The organism is Streptomyces sp. NPDC107528, from assembly GCF_055639295.1.
The window spans coordinates 437,783-458,304 of the sequence record NZ_JBVKAV010000008.1; the positions used below are offsets into that span (position 1 = coordinate 437,783).

The 20,522-nt window shown below is 68.9% G+C and carries 15 protein-coding genes; 14 read left to right on the top strand and 1 reads right to left on the bottom strand.

Going from position 1 to position 20,522, the window contains the following annotated elements; genetic code table 11:
* Positions 1-270 precede the first annotated feature (270 nt).
* The 3 genes from ACZ7L5_RS26925 to clpX all read left to right on the top strand — a co-directional run bounded on the left by ACZ7L5_RS26925 (position 271) and on the right by clpX (position 3,109).
* Positions 271-891: an ATP-dependent Clp protease proteolytic subunit gene (locus ACZ7L5_RS26925; RefSeq protein WP_328881648.1), complete on the top strand. Its 621-nt coding sequence runs from the start codon at positions 271-273 to the stop codon at positions 889-891.
* Positions 892-961: 70 nt separating this feature from the next.
* Positions 962-1,642, top strand: a complete 681-nt coding sequence (locus ACZ7L5_RS26930; protein ID WP_328881649.1) for an ATP-dependent Clp protease proteolytic subunit — start codon at positions 962-964, stop codon at positions 1,640-1,642.
* Between the two features lie 180 nt (positions 1,643-1,822).
* Positions 1,823-3,109, top strand: a complete 1,287-nt coding sequence (gene clpX / locus ACZ7L5_RS26935; RefSeq protein WP_383613191.1) for an ATP-dependent Clp protease ATP-binding subunit ClpX — start codon at positions 1,823-1,825, stop codon at positions 3,107-3,109.
* Between the two features lie 76 nt (positions 3,110-3,185).
* Here the strand turns inward: clpX and ACZ7L5_RS26940 are convergent, their stop codons facing one another.
* Positions 3,186-4,166: a hypothetical protein gene (locus ACZ7L5_RS26940; protein ID WP_471519448.1), complete on the bottom strand. Its 981-nt coding sequence runs from the start codon at positions 4,164-4,166 to the stop codon at positions 3,186-3,188.
* Between the two features lie 136 nt (positions 4,167-4,302).
* Here ACZ7L5_RS26940 and ACZ7L5_RS26945 point away from each other — a divergent pair, with 136 nt between their 5' ends.
* From ACZ7L5_RS26945 to ACZ7L5_RS26995, 11 genes are all read left to right on the top strand, one after another.
* Positions 4,303-6,927, top strand: coding sequence for a valine--tRNA ligase (locus tag ACZ7L5_RS26945; protein ID WP_384190765.1), 2,625 nt, complete (start codon positions 4,303-4,305; stop codon positions 6,925-6,927).
* A 193-nt stretch (positions 6,928-7,120) separates the two neighbouring features.
* Positions 7,121-8,623, top strand: coding sequence for a bifunctional tetrahydrofolate synthase/dihydrofolate synthase (gene folC, locus ACZ7L5_RS26950; protein ID WP_471519450.1), 1,503 nt, complete (start codon positions 7,121-7,123; stop codon positions 8,621-8,623).
* A 9-nt stretch (positions 8,624-8,632) separates the two neighbouring features.
* Positions 8,633-8,989 (top strand): DUF4233 domain-containing protein, encoded by a 357-nt coding sequence (locus ACZ7L5_RS26955; protein ID WP_328881654.1) that lies wholly within the window; start codon positions 8,633-8,635, stop codon positions 8,987-8,989.
* Positions 8,990-9,134: 145 nt separating this feature from the next.
* Positions 9,135-9,548 carry a nucleoside-diphosphate kinase gene (gene ndk / locus ACZ7L5_RS26960; protein ID WP_030052239.1) on the top strand — a complete coding sequence of 138 codons (414 nt, stop codon included), beginning with the start codon at positions 9,135-9,137 and terminating at the stop codon, positions 9,546-9,548.
* A gap of 267 nt (positions 9,549-9,815) precedes the next feature.
* Entirely contained in the window at positions 9,816-10,835 is a 1,020-nt protein-coding gene (locus ACZ7L5_RS26965; RefSeq protein WP_004931372.1) for a rod shape-determining protein, read from the top strand.
* Between the two features lie 251 nt (positions 10,836-11,086).
* Positions 11,087-12,103: a rod shape-determining protein MreC gene (gene mreC / locus ACZ7L5_RS26970; RefSeq protein WP_471519452.1), complete on the top strand. Its 1,017-nt coding sequence runs from the start codon at positions 11,087-11,089 to the stop codon at positions 12,101-12,103.
* Between the two features lie 13 nt (positions 12,104-12,116).
* Positions 12,117-12,821 (top strand): rod shape-determining protein MreD, encoded by a 705-nt coding sequence (mreD, locus tag ACZ7L5_RS26975; RefSeq protein WP_328881656.1) that lies wholly within the window; start codon positions 12,117-12,119, stop codon positions 12,819-12,821.
* A gap of 176 nt (positions 12,822-12,997) precedes the next feature.
* The gene (gene mrdA / locus ACZ7L5_RS26980; RefSeq protein WP_471519453.1) at positions 12,998-15,259 is read left to right on the top strand and encodes a penicillin-binding protein 2; all 2,262 of its coding nucleotides are present in this window, start codon (positions 12,998-13,000) and stop codon (positions 15,257-15,259) included.
* Positions 15,256-16,455 carry a rod shape-determining protein RodA gene (rodA, locus tag ACZ7L5_RS26985; protein ID WP_328881658.1) on the top strand — a complete coding sequence of 400 codons (1,200 nt, stop codon included), beginning with the start codon at positions 15,256-15,258 and terminating at the stop codon, positions 16,453-16,455. The genes mrdA and rodA overlap by 4 nt, the downstream gene beginning before the upstream one ends.
* Positions 16,456-16,702: 247 nt before the next feature.
* The gene (locus ACZ7L5_RS26990; RefSeq protein ID WP_471519455.1) at positions 16,703-18,205 is read left to right on the top strand and encodes a CYTH and CHAD domain-containing protein; all 1,503 of its coding nucleotides are present in this window, start codon (positions 16,703-16,705) and stop codon (positions 18,203-18,205) included.
* Positions 18,206-18,293: 88 nt separating this feature from the next.
* Entirely contained in the window at positions 18,294-20,264 is a 1,971-nt protein-coding gene (locus ACZ7L5_RS26995; protein ID WP_363038244.1) for a TIGR03960 family B12-binding radical SAM protein, read from the top strand.
* Positions 20,265-20,522: the final 258 nt, after the last annotated feature.

Here is a 20,522-nt window from a genome sequence, read left to right on the forward strand (position 1 = left end):
GCACTTTGTAGGCCGTACGGAGGGCCCTGGGGGAGCACAACACCCCAGGGCCCTTCGACGTACGGTGGGAAGGTGCCCTTCCGGGGCGCCGGGCCCGCCCACGCAGCGCAGGCATGCGCTCACAGCGAACACCCCTGGAACCGGGATTGCGCCGCAGGTGCCGCGCGTTAGGGTCCATGAATACGAGGGCAGGGGAGTCCCCGAAATGGCTCCAGCCCGCAGGGAAACGTGAGACGGCCCGGCGCCGTCGCAAGACGAGCAGGTGGATACGTGACGAATCTGATGCCCTCAGCCGCCGGCGAGCCTTCAATCGGTGGTGGCCTCGGCGACCAGGTCTACAACCGGCTGCTCAACGAGCGGATCATCTTCCTCGGCCAGCCGGTCGACGACGACATCGCGAACAAGATCACCGCACAGCTGCTGCTCCTTGCCGCCGCGGACCCCGACAAGGACATCAACCTCTACATCAACAGCCCGGGCGGCTCGATCACGGCCGGCATGGCGATCTACGACACCATGCAGTTCATCAAGAACGACGTGATGACCATCGCCATGGGCCTCGCCGCCTCCATGGGGCAGTTCCTGCTCAGCGCGGGCACCCCGGGCAAGCGGTTCGCCCTCCCGAACGCCGAGATCCTGATCCACCAGCCTTCCGCCGGCCTCGCCGGTTCGGCGTCGGACATCAAGATCCACGCCGAGCGGCTGCTGCACACCAAGAAGCGCATGGCCGAGCTCACGGCCCAGCACACCGGCCAGTCGGTCGAGCAGGTCACCCGTGATTCGGACCGAGACCGCTGGTTCGACCCCGAGGAGGCCAAGGCGTACGGCCTCATCGACGACGTCATCACCACAGCTGCCGGCATCCCGGGCGGCGGCGGCACCGGGGCCTGACCGCCCCGTGGGACCGAAGAGGCCCCAGCAAGCCCCTCAGCCGACCGCCACAGCTCCTAGGAGACAGACAGTGAACGACTTCCCCGGCAGCGGCCTGTACGACCGCACGCGCGCCGAGTACACGGGTCCCGCCGCCGAGTCCCGCTACGTCATCCCGCGGTTCGTGGAGCGCACCTCGCAGGGCATCCGCGAGTACGACCCGTACGCGAAGCTCTTCGAGGAGCGCGTGATCTTCCTCGGCGTGCAGATCGACGACGCCTCCGCCAACGACGTCATGGCGCAGCTGCTGTGCCTGGAGTCGATGGACCCCGACCGGGACATCTCGGTCTACATCAACAGCCCCGGCGGCTCCTTCACCGCGCTCACGGCCATCTACGACACGATGCAGTTCGTGAAGCCGGACGTCCAGACGGTCTGCATGGGCCAGGCGGCCTCCGCCGCGGCCGTGCTGCTGGCCGCCGGCACGCCCGGCAAGCGCATGGCGCTGCCGAACGCCCGTGTGCTGATCCACCAGCCGTACAGCGAGACCGGCCGCGGTCAGGTCTCCGACCTGGAGATCGCCGCGAACGAGATCCTGCGGATGCGCTCGCAGCTGGAGGAGATGCTGGCCAAGCACTCCACCACGCCGATCGAGAAGATTCGCGAGGACATCGAGCGCGACAAGATCCTCACGGCCGAGGACGCGCTGTCGTACGGGCTGATCGACCAGATCATCTCCACCCGGAAGATGAACAACGCCGACGTTCGCTGACGCGGACCCGGTAGTGTCTGCTGCCCCTTGGCACGGTTTGGGACGGTGCACGTCAAAGTGAACCGCGCCAAGGGGGGCCCGAACGGGGGGCCAAGCAAGGTACCGTCGACATAAGGCAGCACCAGGAGCCGCTGGATTCGAAAACGTCCAGTCGTCTCCCAGGCGAAGGGGAAGCACACCGTGGCACGCATCGGTGACGGCGGCGATCTGCTCAAGTGCTCGTTCTGTGGCAAGAGCCAGAAGCAGGTCAAGAAGCTCATCGCAGGCCCTGGTGTGTACATCTGCGACGAGTGCATCGATCTCTGCAACGAGATCATCGAGGAAGAGCTCGCGGAGACCAGTGAGGTCCGCTGGGAGGAACTGCCCAAGCCACGCGAGATCTACGAGTTCCTCGAGGGCTACGTGGTCGGCCAGGAAGCAGCCAAGAAGGCGCTCTCCGTCGCCGTCTACAACCACTACAAGCGCGTGCAAGCCGGCGAGAACGGCGGCGGTCAAAGCCGCGAGGACGCCATCGAGTTGGCGAAGTCCAACATCCTGCTGCTGGGCCCCACGGGCTCCGGCAAGACGCTGCTCGCCCAGACCCTGGCCCGCATGCTGAACGTTCCGTTCGCCATCGCGGACGCGACCGCGCTGACGGAGGCCGGGTATGTCGGCGAGGACGTCGAGAACATCCTGCTGAAGCTGATCCAGGCGGCGGACTACGACGTCAAGAAGGCCGAGACCGGGATCATCTACATCGACGAGATCGACAAGGTCGCCCGGAAGAGCGAAAACCCCTCGATCACGCGCGATGTGTCCGGCGAGGGCGTCCAGCAGGCCTTGCTGAAGATCCTGGAGGGCACGACGGCCTCGGTCCCGCCGCAGGGCGGCCGCAAGCACCCGCACCAGGAGTTCATCCAGATCGACACGACGAACGTCCTGTTCATCGTGGGCGGCGCGTTCGCGGGCCTCGAGAAGATCATCGAGTCCCGGGCCGGCGCCAAGGGCATCGGCTTCGGCGCGACGATCCGCTCCAAGCGGGAGCTGGAGGCCAAGGACCAGTTCGAGGACGTCATGCCCGAGGACCTGGTCAAGTTCGGCATGATCCCCGAGTTCATCGGCCGCCTCCCCGTCATCACCTCGGTCCACAACCTGGACCGCGAGGCCCTGCTCCAGATCCTCGTCGAGCCGCGCAACGCGCTGGTGAAGCAGTACCAGCGCCTCTTCGAACTCGACGGCGTGGAACTCGACTTCGAGCGCGAGGCCCTGGAGGCCATCGCCGACCAGGCCATCCTCCGCCAGACCGGCGCGCGCGGCCTGCGCGCCATCATGGAGGAGGTCCTGATGTCGGTGATGTACGAGGTGCCGTCCCGCAAGGACGTCGCCCGGGTCGTCATCACGGCCGAAGTCGTCCAGTCGAACGTGAACCCGACGCTGATCCCGCGGGATGCGCGGGGGCGGGGGTCGGGGGAGCAGAAGACGGCGTAGCCGTCCGCAGCACCGCAGACGTACGAAGGGGCCCCGGTCGAGAGACGGGGCCCCTTCGTAGGTGGTGCGTGCGGCGTCAGGCCTTTTCGCGGACTTCCTGACGCAGCTTGCTGGTGAGGTCGACCGCGGTGTCCTTGCCGACGCCCGTGCCGGTGTTGTCACCGGGCGAGACCATGGCGACAGTGCTGTAGTCGGCCCAGGCGCAGAACCAGTCGATGGACTGCTTCTTGGTGAGTGCGTTGGTGGACTTGGTCGACTGGCACTTGGCGACGGCGCCGTCGATCTCGACCTCCTCGGGCTCGCCCACCAGCTCGGCGTTCCGCATGGTGGGCGAGTCATCCGAAGAGCTCTCCTTGACCTCCTTCTGGATGGAGGCGAAGAACTTGTCCAGGGTCGACTGGGGGTCCGCGATCTCTCCGTAACCGCCCACCAACGTGACTCCCTTGGCGGTGAGCAGCTCCGCCTGGCTGGGCAGGGTGGAGGGGTCCTGCGGGTCGTAGTTGCTGAGGTCGGCGGTGGACCAACTCCCGACGACGACCGTCCCGTTCTTGACGCCGCTCTTCTCCATGTCCTTCACATCGTCGGCGTCGGAGGACTGGTTGCTTCCACCGACCCGCTTGTACTCACTGAGCACCGTCGCCGGCGTAGCCAGCTTGTGTGCGCCGTCGTCCTCCACACCCCCCGCGCCGCCGCTGCCCCCCAGCACGAAGTACGCCCCCACGCCGATCGCGACCACGACGGCCACGGCGCCGATGATCAGGCCCGCCTTCTTGCCGCCGCCGCCCGGGGCCGGGGGCTGGGGCATGCCGTACTGCTGCTGCTGGCCGTACTGGGGCTGCTGGCCGTAGGGGTTCGGCTGCTGGGGCGGGACGCCCGGGGGCTGCTGCGGGTAGCCGTAACCGGGCTGGGGCTGGGCCGGCGGGGCCTGCTGGGGGTAGCCGTAGCCGGGCTGGGGCGCCTGCGGCGGCTGGCCGTACGGGCCGGGCTGCTGCGGCTGGCCGTACGGACCGGGCTGCTGGGGCTGCCCGCCGTACGGGCCCGGCTGGTTGTAGCTCATTTCTGGGTTCCCCTCCAGATGCTTATGTGTTCCTGACATCCTGGCCCAGACTCAGGCAACGCATGGCATCGGGGTGCCCACCGTTACAGAACAAACGCGTTTCGGGACACGCCCGCGACACCCCTAAACTGAGCGGGTGACCGAGAACGCTCAGCAGCAGCCACCAGCGCCCGACACCGAACTGCCGACCCAGTACGCGCCGGCCGATGTAGAGGGGCCGCTGTACGAGCGCTGGGTAGAGCGCGGTTACTTCGAGGCGGACGCGAAGAGCGACAAGCCGCCGTTCACCGTCGTCATCCCGCCGCCGAACGTCACCGGCAGCCTGCACCTCGGGCACGCCTTCGAGCACACCCTCATCGACGCCCTGACGCGTCGTAAGCGCATGCAGGGTTACGAGACGCTGTGGCAGCCGGGCATGGACCACGCCGGTATCGCCACGCAGAACGTCGTCGAGCGGGAGCTGGGGAAGGAAGGCAAGTCCCGGCACGACCTCGGGCGTGAGGCGTTCGTCGAGCGCGTCTGGCAGTGGAAGGGCGAGTCCGGCGGGCAGATCAGCGGGCAGATGCGGCGCCTCGGCGACGGCGTCGCCTGGTCGCGCGAGCGCTTCACCATGGACGAGGGGCTGTCCCAGGCCGTCCAGACCATCTTCAAGCGCCTCTACGACGACGAGCTGATCTACCGCGCCGAGCGCATCATCAACTGGTGCCCGCGCTGTCTGACGGCCATCTCGGACATCGAGGTCGAGTACCAGGACGACGACGGCGAGCTCGTCTCCATCCGGTACGGCGACGGCGACGACGCCATCGTCGTGGCCACGACCCGCGCCGAGACGATGCTCGGCGACACCGCGGTCGCCGTCCACCCCGATGACGAGCGCTACCGCCACCTCGTCGGCCGCGACATCGAGCTGCCGCTCACCGGCCGCCGTATCCCCGTCGTCGCCGACGAGCACGTCGACCCCGAGTTCGGCACCGGAGCCGTCAAGGTCACCCCGGCCCACGACCCGAACGACTTCGAGATCGGCCAGCGCCACGGCCTGCCGTCCCTCACGGTGATGGACGAGCACGCCGTCATCACGGCCCACGGCCCGTTCCAGGGCCTGGACCGTCTGGAGGCCCGCTCGGCCATCGTCGCCGCGCTGCGCGCCGAGGGCCGGATCGTCGCCGAGAAGCGGCCGTACGTCCACTCCGTCGGCCACTGCTCGCGCTGCAAGACCACCATCGAGCCGCGCCTGTCCATGCAGTGGTGGGTCAAGGTCGGCCCGCTCGCCAAGGCCGCCGGTGACGCGGTCCGCGACGGCAAGGTCAAGATCCACCCGCAGGAGATGGAGAAGCGGTACTTCGACTGGGTCGACAACCTCCATGACTGGTGCATCTCGCGGCAGTTGTGGTGGGGTCACCGGATTCCGGTCTGGTACGGCCCGGAGGGTGAAGTCGTCTGCGTCGGCCCCGACGACGAGGTCCCGACCGGCGAGGGCTGGCACCAGGACACCGACGTCCTCGACACCTGGTTCTCCTCCGGCCTGTGGCCCTTCTCCACGCTCGGCTGGCCCGAACAGACCGAGTCGCTCGCGAAATTCTACCCGAACTCCGTCCTGGTCACCGGCTACGACATCCTCTTCTTCTGGGTCGCCCGGATGATGATGTTCGGCCTGTACGCGATGGACGGCACCCCGCCGTTCCACACCATCGCCCTGCACGGCATGGTCCGCGACCAGTTCGGCAAGAAGATGTCGAAGTCCTTCGGCAACGCGGTCAACCCGCTGGACTGGATGGACAAGTACGGCAGCGACGCGCTCCGCTTCACCCTCGCGCGCGGTGCCAACCCGGGCGTCGACGTCCCGATCGGCGAGGACTGGGTCCAGGGCTCCCGGAACTTCGCCAACAAGATCTGGAACGCGACGCGCTTCGCGCTGATGAACGGCGCCACGGTCGACGGCCCGCTGCCGGAGCCGTCGGCGATGTCGTCGACGGACCGCTGGATCCTGTCCCGCCTGAACTCCGTCGTCGCCGAAGTCGACGCGTTCTACGAGGACTTCCAGTTCGCGAAGCTGTCCGACGCGCTCTTCCACTTCGCGTGGGACGAGGTCTTCGACTGGTACGTCGAGCTGTCCAAGACCACGTTCCAGGCGGGCGGCGAGCCGGCCGAGGTCTCCAAGCGCGTCCTCGGTGAGGTCCTCGACGTCACCCTCAAGCTGCTGCACCCGGTGGTCCCGTTCGTCACGGAGACGCTGTGGACGACGCTGACGGGCGGCGAGTCGATCGTGATCGCCGAGTGGCCGAAGGACAGCGGCTTCCGTGACACGGCGGCCGAGCAGGAGATCGCCGTTCTCCAGCAGGTCACCACCGAGGTCCGCCGCTTCCGCGCCGACCAGGGCCTGCAGCCGGGCCAGCGCGTCCCGGCCCGCCTGAGCCTGGACGGCACGGCCCTCGCCCCGCACGAGCCGGCCATCCGCCAGCTGCTGCGCCTCCAGCCGGAGGGCGAGTCCTTCACGGCCACGGCGACCCTGCCGGTGGCGGGCGCCGAGGTCGCCCTCGACCTCTCCGGCGTGATCGACGTCGCGGCCGAGCGCAAGCGACTGGCCAAGGACCTCGCGGCGGCCGAGAAGGAGAAGGCCCAGGCGAACGCCAAGCTCGGCAACGAGGCGTTCCTCGCGAAGGCGCCGGACAACGTCGTGGAGAAGATCCGCGGCCGGCTGGCGAAGGCGGAAGAGGACATCGCACGGATCGCCGCACAGCTGGACCGCCTGCCGCAGGCGTAGTCGGTGCTACGGCCATGAGGCCCCCGGTGCTGTCAGGCGCCGGGGGCCTGCGCGTACCTCAGCGGCGTGAGGCTGTACCGATGTGGCTCCGCCGCGTGGGCGTGACCAGCCACAATGGACCAGCAGCCGCCCGCCGACCCAGGACACGCCACTGGGTGGGCGCCCTGTCAGTCCCCCTCCGTAGACTGGCCCCGTGAGCGACCAGAACGAGCCCGACCCCCTCGACCCCTTCGAAGAGATCATCGCGGCCGAGACCGACCGCGACCCGGATCTCGCGGTCATCGAGGCCGGCAGCCGCACCCTGCGCACCCAGGGCGGCCCGCCCAGCGCCGACGTGCCCGCACGCCCCGAGGACCCCGAGGTCGACAAGGCGCTGCGCGAGGTCGAGGCGGAGCTCGCCACCCGCTGGGGCGAGACCAAGCTGGAGCCGTCCGTCACCCGGATCGCCGCGCTCATGGACGTGCTGGGCGAGCCGCAGCGGGCGTACCCCTCCATTCACATCACCGGCACCAACGGCAAGACGTCGACGGCCCGCATGATCGAGGCCCTCCTCGGTGCCTTCGAGCTGCGCACCGGCCGCTACACCTCCCCGCACGTCCAGTCGATCACCGAGCGGATCAGCCTCGACGGGGCGCCGATCTCGGCCGAGCGGTTCATCGAGACGTACCAGGACATCCGGCCGTACATCGAGATGGTCGACGCGCAGCAGGAGTACCGGCTGTCCTTCTTCGAGGTGCTGACGGGCATGGCGTACGCCGCCTTCGCCGACGCGCCCGTCGATGTCGCCGTCGTGGAAGTGGGCATGGGCGGCTCCTGGGACGCCACGAACGTCATCGACGGTGATGTCGCCGTCGTGACCCCCATAGACCTCGACCACACCGACCGGCTCGGCAGCACTCCGGGCGAGATCGCCGGCGAGAAGGCCGGGATCATCAAGCAGGACGCCACCGTGATCATGGCCCAGCAGCCGGTGGACGCGGCGCAGGTGCTGCTGAAGAAGGCCGTGGAGGTCGACGCCACCGTCGCGCGCGAGGGCCTGGAGTTCGGGGTTGTGTCGCGTCAGGTCGCCGTCGGCGGGCAGTTGGCGACCCTGCGCGGGCTGGGCGGTGAGTACACCGAGGTGTATCTGCCGCTGCACGGCGCGCACCAGGCGCACAATGCCGCCGTCGCCCTCGCCGCCGTGGAGGCGTTCTTCGGCGTCGGCGCCGCGCGGGCCGAGCCCCTGGACATCGACACCGTCCGCAAGGCGTTCGCGGCCGTCTCCTCTCCGGGCCGCATGGAGGTCGTACGGCGCTCGCCGACCGTCGTGCTCGACGCCGCCCACAACCCGGCGGGCGCGCGGGCGATCGCCGAGGCGATCGGGGAGGCCTTCGACTTCAGCCGGCTGATCGGAGTCGTCGGCGCGAGCGGCGACAAGAACGTGCGGGGGCTGCTGGAGGCCTTCGAGCCGATCTTCGCCGAGGTCGTCGTCACCCAGAACTCCTCCCACCGCGCCATGGACGCCGACGAACTCGCCGCCATCGCCGTCGAGGTGTTCGGCGACGAGCGCGTGCAGGTCGAGCCGCGGCTGCCGGACGCCCTGGAGGCCGCGATCACGCTGGCCGAGGAGGAGGGCGAGTTCGCGGGCGGCGGCGTGCTCGTCACCGGGTCCGTCATCACGGTCGGCGAGGCCCGGCTGCTGCTGGGGAAGGGCTGAGTTTCGAAGATGCGTACGCTCTGTTCCTCGACTCTGATCGGCGAGTTCTTCGTCATCGGCTTCGCCGGTCTGGTCGCCATGAAGGATCCCGACCTGTCCATGTCGACGGTGTGGACGGTCAGCGGGATCGCGATGTTCCTGTGCCTGCTGCTGTGCGGCCTGGTGACCCGCCCCGGCGGCGTCGCCCTCGGCTGGGCCCTGCAGATCGCCCTCATCGCCTCCGGCTTCATCGTCCCGACGATGTTCTTCCTGGGCGCGGTGTTCGCGGCGCTGTGGTGGGCGTCGGTGCACTACGGCCGAAAGGTCGACGAGGCGAAGGCGCGCTTTGCGGCGCAAGGGGACAAAACCAGCCCTTCCGGAGCCTGAGGACGAGGCCGTCGAGGCCGATCGGAGCCCTGGGGGGCAGCCCCCGGGGCCGGCGACCTGCACAAGCTGACACTCCGTGACGAGCGCCCAGCTCAGCCCTGTAACCTCGTCCCACCGCACACCTGTAGGTAATAAGGAGCTCGTCGTGACCCAGCGCACCCTCGTCCTGCTCAAGCCCGACGCAGTCCGCCGTGGCCTGACCGGCGAGATCATCAGCCGGATCGAGCGCAAGGCCGGCTGGCAGATCACCGCGCTGGAGCTGCGCACCCTGGACCAGGAGACCCTGGAGCAGCACTACGGCGAGCACAAGGGCAAGCCCTTCTACGAGCCGCTGGTGGAGTTCATGGCGTCCGGCCCGGTCGTGGCCCTGATCGTCGAGGGTGAGCGGGTCATCGAGGGGCTGCGCGCGCTGGCCGGTCCGACCGACCCGATCGCCGCGGCGCCCGGCTCCATCCGCGGTGACTTCGGCGTGATCGTCCGCGAGAACCTCATCCACGCCTCCGACTCCGAGGAGTCCGCGGAGCGCGAGGTGAAGATCTTCTTCCCGGGCCGCGCCTGACCCCTACACCCGGCCCGAACTGGGACGGTCGAAGAAACCCGGCCGCCCAGCGGCATATGCGTGGCGATCGAGGGAACGAGTGCCTCCGATGGCCCGTCTCCACAAGCGAGGCGACTCGCCGTCTGCTGACAATGGCGAAGACCCTCCCGCAGTGTTCGCGAAGGCGCGTCTACGATAGAAGCCTTCACGTCACAGCACCCACTTCGCCGACCTGAAAAGCCATCAAAAGCTCCCAGGAAGGCCAGACGAATCCTGATGGGGAACTCAATGTCGTTCATCGGCCGTGACATGGCTGTCGACCTCGGGACCGCCAACACGCTGGTGTACGTCAGGGGTCGCGGGATCGTACTCAACGAGCCGTCCGTCGTCGCGATCAACACCAACACCGGTGGCATTCTCGCGGTCGGCGCCGAAGCGAAGAAGATGATCGGGCGCACGCCCGGCAACATCGTTGCCGTGCGTCCGCTGAAGGACGGCGTCATCGCCGACTTCGAGATCACCGAGCGGATGCTCCGCTACTTCATCCTGAAGATCCACAAGCGGCGGTATCTGGCTCGTCCGCGGGTCGTCGTCTGTGTGCCCTCCGGCATCACGGGCGTCGAGCGCCGCGCCGTCATCGAGGCGTCGTCCCAGGCCGGCGCCCGCCAGGTGCACATCATCGAGGAGCCCATGGCCGCGGCCATCGGTTCCGGCCTGCCGGTCCACGAGGCCACGGGCAACATGGTGGTCGACATCGGCGGCGGCACCACGGAGGTCGCGGTCATCTCCCTCGGCGGCATCGTCACCGCCCAGTCCATTCGCGTCGCGGGCGACGAACTGGACAACGCGATCATCCAGCACATCAAGAAGGAGTACTCCCTTCTGCTGGGTGAGCGGACGGCCGAGCAGATCAAGATCACGATCGGTTCGGCGTACGACCTCGACGCTGACGAGCACACCGAAATCCGCGGCCGGGACCTGGTCTCCGGGCTGCCGAAGACCGTCGTCATCTCAGCGGCCGAGGTACGCAAGGCCATCGAGGAACCGGTCAACGCGATCGTGGACGCCGTGAAGACGACCCTCGACAAGTGCCCGCCGGAGCTGTCCGGCGACATCATGGACCGAGGAATCGTTCTGACCGGCGGCGGCGCGCTGCTGCGCGGCCTCGACGAGCGGTTGCGCCGCGAGACCGGCATGCCGATCCACATCGCCGAGGACCCGCTGGACAGCGTGGCGCTCGGCTCCGGCAAGTGCGTCGAGGAGTTCGAGGCGTTGCAGCAGGTGCTGGACGCCCAGCCGCGCAGATGACGTAACTCTTCGATTCCGCCGTACGGGATGATCTCCTCTCGTACGGCGGATCGTTGATATAGAGGCATAAGCTCCCTGAAGAGGGTCGAAACCTCGACCCTTCGAACTTCGGCACTTCGCAGAGAAGCGCCGCACGCAAGCCCCGCATACAAGCTCCGCTTACAAGTTCGTAGCCAACTCCGCATACAGAGCCCCTCGGGTTTACCCGAGGTTTCCCGAATTCCTACTGAGGAAGGGCACGGCCGCCGCACGTGAGGGACACACGAGAGAGCCGGCTGCTCCTGGTGCTGCTGATCGCCATCGCGTTCGCGCTGATCACGGTGGACATCCGCGGTGGTGAGGATTCGCCGGTCGACGGTGCCCGCCATGCCGCTGCCACGGTCTTCGGCCCGATCGAGGACGGCGTGTCGGCCGCGGTGAACCCGGTCGGCAACGCGGTCGCCGCGATCCGCGACTCCGGCGAGCGCCACGACCGGCTCGCCCGGCTGGAGCAGGAGAACGCCGCCCTCAAGGCCAAGCTCGGCAGCGACGACCGTAACCGCAGCCGTCTGAAGCAGCTGGACAAGGTGCTGAAGGTCGCGGGCGCCGGCCAGTACGGCATCAAGGGGGCGCAGGTCATCGCGATAGGAGCGGCCCAGGGCTTCTCCTGGACGATCACCATCGACGTCGGCGTGAACGACGGCATCCAGCGCGACATGACCGTCCTGAACGGGGACGGGCTGGTCGGGCGCGTCACCACCGTCGGTCCGAACACCGCGACCGTGCTCCTCGCCAACGACCCCGACTTCACCGTCGGCACCCGCATGGAGGCCAGCGACGAACTCGGCTTCGCCTCCGGCCAGGGCGACCGTCCGCTGCGCGTCGAACTCCTCAACGGCAAGGCCGAGGTGAAGAAGGGCGACCGGCTCGTCACGTTCGGCTCGCAGGCCGACAAGCCGTTCGTGCCCGGTGTCCCCGTCGGCGTCGTCTCCCGCGTCGATCCGTCCGGGGGCAACCTGACCCGCACCCTGTACGTCACGCCGTACGTCGGGTTCAGCAAGCTCGACATCGTCGGCGTCGTCGTCCAGGCCCCCGCGAAGGACCCGCGCGACACGGTGCTTCCAGACAAGCCCGAGCCGACCCCCACGCCGACCGTGACGGTCACCGTCACGCCGGGCGCCGAGGACCCGGCCGACGGCCAGAACCAGCCGCAGGCCGACGGCCAGGATCCGCCTCCGGCCGACGGCCGGAACCAGTACGAGCAAGACGTGTACGAGCAAGAGCAGTAGGAGCTGAAGCCAGATGCGCGTCAACCGAGTCCTGCTCTCCTCCTCCCTGGTCGTCGTCGCCCTGGTGATCCAGGTCAGCGTCCTGGCCCGCCTCCATCTCCCGGGCGCCGTCCCCGATCTGCTGCTGCTCACCGTCCTGGGCCTCGCCATGGTCTACGGCCATGTCGGCGGCGCCCTCGTCGGCTTCGGCGCCGGTCTGCTCGCCGACCTCGTCCCGCCCGCCGACCACGCCGCCGGCCGCTATGCGCTGGTGCTGTGCGTCATCGGCTATCTCGCCGGGCTCATCAAGCCGGACAACGGCCGGCTCAAGTCGGCCACCGGGCCGATGGTCGTCGTGGTCGTCGCCGCGATCGGCACGACCCTGCTGTACGCCGGTGTCGGCGCCCTCGTCGGGGACACCGCGGCCCGCCACGTCGGCCTCGGCAGTCTGCTCTTCACGGCCGCGCTGTACGACCTGCTGCTCGCCCCGTTCGTCGTCCCGGGGATCATGGCGCTGGCCAGGCGTGCGGAGAACGACCCGCTCGCCGACACCAAGTCCCAGGCGAAGAAGGCCGACATCTCCACCGGCTGGCTCTCCGGCGGCACCGGCCTGCGCATCGGCGGCCAGCGCGGCGGGATGGGGGGCCTGAAGGGCGGCCTCAAGGGCGGGCTGAAGGTGAAGGCGGTGCGGGCGCGGACGGCGCGCGCCGGGCGCATCAAGGGGGTCAAGCGGCTGTGAGGACAGGGGAGTTCACCCGGACGGGTGAGTCCGGGAGGAACCGGGCCGCGCGGGCCGGACGTTCATCACTCGTACACGCGGTCGTAGGCGGCGTCGTGCACACGGTCGTACGAAGAGTCGTAGACACACAGTCGTATCCGCACTCGTACTCGCACTGAGAGGGGGAGGCAGCCGCAGTGAGCAACATCCCCGAGACCGGCCGGACGCCACGCGTCCAGATCCGGCTCGTCGTCATCCAGATCCTCGTCCTCTCCCTCCTGGGCACCCTCGGCGGGCGCCTGTGGTACCTGCAGATCCGCGAGGGCGACGCGTATGCCAAGGAGGCGTCCGGCAACCACGTCCAGCAGGTCGTGGATCCTGCAGTGCGCGGCTCGATCCTGGACGCGCGCGGCGTGCCGCTCGCGGACAACGAGACACGGCTGGTGGTCTCCGCCTCCCGTACCGACCTGCTGAAGATGAAGGACGACGGCAAGGGCGTCCTGGCCAAGCTGGCCGGAGTGCTCGGCATGAAGCCCGAGGACGTGATGGGCAAGGTCCGGCTCTGTGACGCCGAGACCCCACAGCCCTGCTGGAACGGCTCGCCGTACCAGCCCATCCCCATCACCGACGAGGCCACCCCCAAGCAGGCCCTGCAGATCCGGGAGCGCGCCGAGGACTTCCCCGGCATCACCGCCGAGCCGCAGGCCCTGCGCCGGTACCCGAGTCCCGGCAATTCCAACACCGCCCAGGTCCTCGGCTATCTCTCCCCGGTCACCGACGAGGAGCTCCAGCAGGCCCAGGACACCGACTCGCCGTATCTGCGCTCCGACCAGGTCGGCCGCTCCGGCCTGGAGCGGGAGTACGACAAGCAGCTGCGCGGCAAGGCCGGCGTCACCCGCTACGAGGTCGACAACCTCGGCCGCGTCATCGGCGAAGCCGAGGCGGACGCCGCCCAGCCCGGGGCCAACCTCGTGACCAGCATCGACGCCCGCGTGCAGCGAGTCGCCGAGTACGAGCTGAACGAGGCGATGAAGCAAGCCCGCAAGGAGTGGGACCGCAACACCAACGAGCCGTACAAGGCCGACTCGGGCGCCGTCGTGGTGATGGAGGCCAAGACCGGCCGCGTCGTCGCCATGGCGTCCAACCCGTCGTACGACCCGAACGCCTGGGTGGGCGGCATCTCGGCCAAGGACTACAGAACGCTGACGGGCAAGTCCTCCAACTACCCGCTGCTCAACCGGGCGATCCAGGGCCAGTCGGCCCCCGGCTCCATCTTCAAGGTCGTCCCGACGGCCGCCGCGGTCAACGCGGGCTACTCCTTCGACGGCCCGTACCAATGCTCCAGCTCGTACTCGATCGGCGGCCAGGTCTTCAAGAACTTCGAGTCCAAGGGGTACGGCCCGATCAGCCTCGGCCGCGCCTTGGAGGTCTCCTGCGACACCGTCTTCTACCGCCTCTCCCACGAGGAGTGGAAGCGTGACGGCGGCACCAAGCCGAAGAAGAACGCGGAGGACTGGTTCTACAAGACCGCCCACCAGTTCGGCCTCGGCGCGGAGACCGGTATCGACCTCCCCAACGAGGTCACCGGCCGCATCCCCGACCGCCAGTGGAAGCAGGACTACTGGAAGGCCAACAAGGACGCCTGGTGCAAGTACGGCAAGCGGGACGGCAGCTACGCCGAGAAGATCGCCTACGAGAACTGCCTCGAAGGCAACCGGCTGCGCGCGGGTGACTCCGTCAACTACTCCATCGGACAGGGCGACACCCTCGTCACCCCCATCCAGATGGCGACCATCTACTCGGCCATCTCCAACGGCGGGACCCTCTACGACCCCACGGTCGGCAAGGCCGTCGTCAGCCCCGACGGCAAGACCGTCGAGGAGATCAAGCCCAAGTCGCACGGCAAGCTGCCCATAAGCAAGCAGACGCTGGCTGCGATGGACGACGCCCTCGCCGGCGTCGCCACCCGCGGCACCGCCGCCTGGCGGTTCGCGGACGTCGGCTGGCCGCAGGACAAGATCCCGATGCACGCCAAGACCGGTACCGCCGAGGTCTACGGCAAGCAGACGACCTCGTGGTTCGCGACGTACACCAAGGACTACTCGGTCGTCATGACGATCTCCCAGGGTGGTACGGGTTCCGGCGCCTCGGGTCCGGCCGTGCGCAACATCTACGACGCGCTGTACGGCGTCGCCGACGACGGCGCGATCAACAAGAAGAACGCGCTGCTGCCCACCCCGGAGAAGAACCTGCCGAAGGTCCGCACCGACGGCACCATCGCCTCGCCGAAGGTCTCCAAGGACCCGGCCAAGGAGCAGCGGGCCGGCCAGAAGGGCGAGGCCGAGTCGGACGAGCAGCAACCCGCCGGGACGGTCGCGCCGCCGACGACCGAGAACCGGGACACCCGGCGCGGACGACGCAGGGGCCGCGGGCGCGGAAGCCGGAGGATGCTCACATGACCGGCGCCAACAGTTTCCAGGTCTCGGGGTACGGGCCGGAACGGGCGGGCTGGACCCGCCTGTTCGCCCGCGACTCGCTCGCCCGCCGACTGGACTGGCCGATACTGCTGGCGGCGATCGCCCTGTCGCTGATCGGCTCGATCCTCGTCTTCTCGGCGACACGCAACCGCACCGAGCTCAACCAGGGCGACCAGTACTACTTCCTGATCCGGCACATCCTGAACACCGGCATCGGGATCGCGCTGATGATCGGGACCGTCTGGCTGGGGCACCGCACCCTGCGCACGGCCGTGCCGATCCTGTACGGCGTCTCGGTGTTCCTGATCCTCCTGGTGCTCACCCCGCTCGGCTCCACGATCAACGGCGCCCACTCCTGGATCAAGCTCCCCGGCGGCTTCTCGCTCCAGCCCTCGGAGTTCGTGAAGGTCACGATCATCCTGGGCATGGCGATGCTGCTGGCGACGAGAGTGGACGCGGGGGACAAGCAGTACCCGGACCACCGCACGGTCGTGCAGGCGCTGGGCCTGGCCGCGGTGCCGATGCTGATCGTGCTGCTCATGCCCGACCTCGGGTCGGTCATGGTGATGGTGGTGATCGTGCTGGGCGTGCTGCTCGCGTCCGGCGCCTCCAACCGCTGGGTCTTCGGGCTGATTGGCGCGGGCACCATGGGAGCGATCGCGGTCTGGCAGCTGGGCGTCCTGGACGACTACCAGATCGCCCGCTTCGCGGCCTTCGCCAACCCGGAGCTCGATCCGGCGGGCGTCGGGTACAACACCAACCAGGCGCGCATCGCGATCGGTTCCGGCGGGCTCACGGGCTCCGGGCTGTTCCACGGCTCGCAGACGACCGGCCAGTTCGTGCCGGAGCAGCAGACCGACTTCGTGTTCACCGTGGCGGGGGAGGAGTTGGGCTTCCTCGGCGGCGGTCTGATCCTTCTCCTCCTCGGCGTGATCCTGTGGCGGGCCTGCCGTATCGCCCGTGAGACCACCGAGCTGTACGGGACGATCGTCGCGGCGGGGATCGTGGCGTGGTTCGCCTTCCAGGCGTTCGAGAACGTCGGGATGACGCTGGGGATCATGCCGGTGACCGGTCTGCCGCTGCCGTTCGTGTCGTACGGAGGGTCGTCGATGTTCGCGGTGTGGGTGGCGGTGGGGTTGCTGCAATCCATCCGGGTGCAACGTCCGTTGTCGGCGTGAGCGCCTGGCTTGGCCGGTGCGGCGGCCGGTGCGGCCGGTGGGGGTCGTGGCGGGCAGTGGTGGTCGGTCGAACGGGCGCCGTGCCGGGGTCCCCATGACTGGCACGGCGGTGCCCGAGCGGGCGCCGGGTGTCCAGCCGCAGAATTGGACTCCATCAGCCCGTTTCCCAACCGCCGCCCCCTGTCTTCCCGGCGTTCATGGCTGGTGAGCCCTGTCATCCCGTCGTGACTGCCACTAGATTCAGGGCATGGCGGACACGAAGCGCGAAATCGAGCGGAAGTATGAGTCCGACGACAGCGGCCTGCCCGACCTGACCGGGGTCGCCGGGGTCGATGCCGTCATCGACAAGGGTGTAGCGCATTTGGACGCCACCTACTACGACACCGCGGACGAGCGGCTCGCCGCCTCCTCGATCACCCTGCGGCGCCGGACGGGCGGGTCCGACGCGGGCTGGCATCTGAAGTTCCCCGTGGCCCCGGGCGTGCGGGACGAGGTCCAGGCGCCGCTGTCCGACACGCTGCCCGACACCCTCGCCGGGCTCGTCCGCTCCCGGGTCCGGGACGCCGAGCTGGTGCCCATGGTCCGGCTCCGCTCCGAGCGTGACGTGCGGCATCTCGTGGACGCCGACGGCGGGCTGCTCGCGGAGGTCAGTGTGGACGCCGTACAGGCCGAGCGCCTTGCAGGCGGCAGCGGCACCGCGCAGTGGACCGAGATCGAGGTGGAGTTGGCCGACGGCGTCGACCCGAAAGTGCTCGACAAGGTGGAGAAGCGGCTGCGCAAGGCGGGGGTCCGGCCGTCGGAGTCGGCGTCGAAGCTGGCGCGCGCCCTGGCCGAGACCGCCCCGATGAAGCTCGCCCCCGTGTCCGTCGAGGACCCCGTGACCGCCGGCGACCACGTGCTCGCGTACGTCCGCGCCCAGCGGGACGCGATCGTCGAGCTCGACCCGGCCGTACGCCAGGACGTCGAGGATTCCGTCCACAGCATGCGTGTCGCCACCCGCCGGATGCGCAGTACCTTCAAGTCCTTCGGCAAGATCCTGGATCGGGCGGTCACCGACCCGATCGGCGACGAGCTGAAGTGGCTGGCCGGCGAGCTGGGCGTGGACCGCGACCGCGAGGTGCTGAACGAACGCCTGTCGGCGGCTCTCGACGAGGTGCCCCACACGCTGGTCTACGGTCCTGTGACCGAGCGGCTGAGCCACTGGGCGGGGGACAGGCCCGGCGGGGCGAGCAGCCGGCTGATCGGGGTCCTGGACTCCCACCGCTACCTGGCCCTGCTCGATGCCGTCGACGGGCTGCTCGCCGACCCGCCGCTGCTGAAGGCGGCCGGAAAAGAGCCCGGGAACGCGCTGCCGAAGGCCGTGCGGAAGGACTTCGGCAAGGTGTCCGCGCTCGTCGAGCAGGCTCTGGAGCTGGAGCCCGGCAGCGACCGTGACGTCGCCATCCACGAGGCCCGCAAGAAGACCAAGCGCACCCGCTACGCGGCGGAGGCGGCGGTTCCGGCGCTCGGCAAGCCAGCCAAGAGCCTGGTCAAGACCATGAAGTCCCTGCAGAACCTGCTCGGCGAGCACCAGGACAGCGTCATGGCCCGCCACACCCTGAGCGAGCTGTCCGCGGTCGCCCACGCGGCCGGGGAGAGCGCCTTCACCTACGGGCTGCTGTACGGGCGCGAGGAGCACCGGGCGGCGGCCGTGGAGGACCAGCTGCCCGCAGTCTGGGACGGGGTCAAGGGCGGGGCGGACGTCCTCTGAGTCCTCGGACGTGCTGAGGGTGTCCGCGGTCGCGTTAGGCTAGATGGTCACCCCTGTCAGTCCAGTCCAGCTCACGAAGGTTCGCGAGATGCCTGCCGAAGTCGCTGCGTCGGTTTTCCCGCAGCTCGAAGCTCTGCTCCCGCATGTGCAGAAGCCGATTCAGTACGTCGGCGGAGAGCTCAACTCCACGGTCAAGCCGTGGGACTCCTGTGACGTCCGCTGGGCGCTCATGTACCCCGACGCCTACGAGGTCGGGCTGCCCAACCAGGGCGTCATGATCCTCTACGAGGTCCTGAACGAACAGCAGGGCGTCCTCGCCGAGCGCACGTACAGCGTGTGGCCGGACCTGGAGGCGCTGATGCGGGAGCACGCCGTCCCGCAGTTCACGGTGGACAGCCACCGGCCGGTGAAGGCCTTCGACGTGTTCGGCCTGTCGTTCTCCACCGAGCTCGGCTACACGAACATGCTCACGGCCCTGGATCTGGCGGGCATCCCGCTGGAGTCCAAGGACCGGACCATCGACGACCCGATCGTCCTGGCGGGCGGCCACGCCGCCTTCAACCCCGAGCCGATCGCCGACTTCATCGACGCGGCGATCATCGGCGACGGCGAGCAGGCCGTGCTGGACATGACGGCGATCATCCGCGCGTGGAAGGCGGAGGGCTGCCCCGGCGGCCGCGAGGAGGTCCTCTTCCGCCTGGCGAGGACGGGTTCGGTGTACATCCCGGCGTTCTACGACGTCGAGTACCTCCCGGACGGCCGTATCGCCCGTGTCGTACCGAACAAGAGCGGTGTCCCGTGGCGCGTGTCCAAGCACACGGTCATGGACCTGGACGAGTGGCCGTACCCCAAGCAGCCGCTCGTGCCGCTCGCCGAGACGGTCCACGAGCGCATGTCGGTCGAGATCTTCCGCGGCTGCACCCGGGGCTGCCGCTTCTGCCAGGCCGGCATGATCACGCGCCCGGTGCGTGAGCGCTCGATCACCGGCATCGGCGACATGGTCGAGAAGGGTCTGAAGGCGACGGGCTTCGAGGAGGTCGGCCTGCTCTCCCTCTCCTCGGCGGACCACAGCGAGATCGGCGACGTGGCGAAGGGCCTGGCGGACCGTTACGAGGAAGACAAGATCGGCCTCTCGCTTCCGTCCACCCGCGTGGACGCCTTCAACATCGACCTGGCGAACGAGCTGACGCGCAACGGCCGCCGCTCCGGTCTGACCTTCGCCCCGGAGGGCGGCTCGGAACGTATCCGCAAGGTCATCAACAAGATGGTCTCGGAAGACGACCTGATCCGGACGGTCTCCACCGCCTACGGCAACGGCTGGCGGCAGGTGAAGCTGTACTTCATGTGCGGCCTGCCGACCGAGACCGACGACGACGTCCTGCAGATCGCCGACATGGCGACGAAGGTCATCGCGAAGGGCCGTGAGGTCTCCCGCTCGAACGACATCCGCTGCACGGTCTCGATCGGCGGCTTCGTCCCGAAGCCCCACACCCCCTTCCAGTGGGCCCCGCAGCTGTCGGCCGAGGAGACGGACGCCCGTCTAGAGAAGCTCCGCGACAAGATCCGCGGCGACAAGAAGTACGGCCGTTCGATCGGTTTCCGCTACCACGACGGCAAGCCGGGCATCGTCGAGGGCCTCCTCTCCCGGGGCGACCGCCGCATCGGCGCGGTCATCCGCGCGGTCTACGACGACGGCGGCCGCTTCGACGGCTGGCGCGAGCACTTCTCCTACGACCGCTGGATGCAGTGCGCCGACAAGGCGCTGGTCCCCTTCGGCGTCGACGTCGACTGGTACACCACCCGCGAGCGCACCTACGAGGAGGTCCTCCCCTGGGACCACCTCGACTCCGGCCTCGACAAGGACTGGCTCTGGGAGGACTGGCAGGACTCCCTCGACGAGACCGAGGTGGAGGACTGCCGCTGGACGCCGTGCTTCGACTGCGGGGTGTGCCCGCAGATGGACACACACATCCAGATCGGCCCGACGGGCAAGAAGCTGCTGCCCCTGACGGTCAAGAACGCGGCGCCGGCTTCTGCGGGGAGCGGGCACTCGCACTGAGGTGGGCGAGGCCCTCGATCGGGTGCTTGAGGTGTTGGCGGGGCGAGCGAGAGACGACAGCGCCGAGTCCGGCGGGGCGTCGCCGAGCGGTCTGTTGCGGGGCGGCGCCCTCTCTTCGCGGCATGTTGCTCCGCCGGTGCACCGGGCGACGGTCGGCGCGTCTGGCAACCGATGTGGACGCAGTCCCCACCGGGCCGCAGGGCTGAGCACAGCGGGCGGCGCGCTCCCGGGTGGTGTGGCGCAGCCCGATGAGTTCGG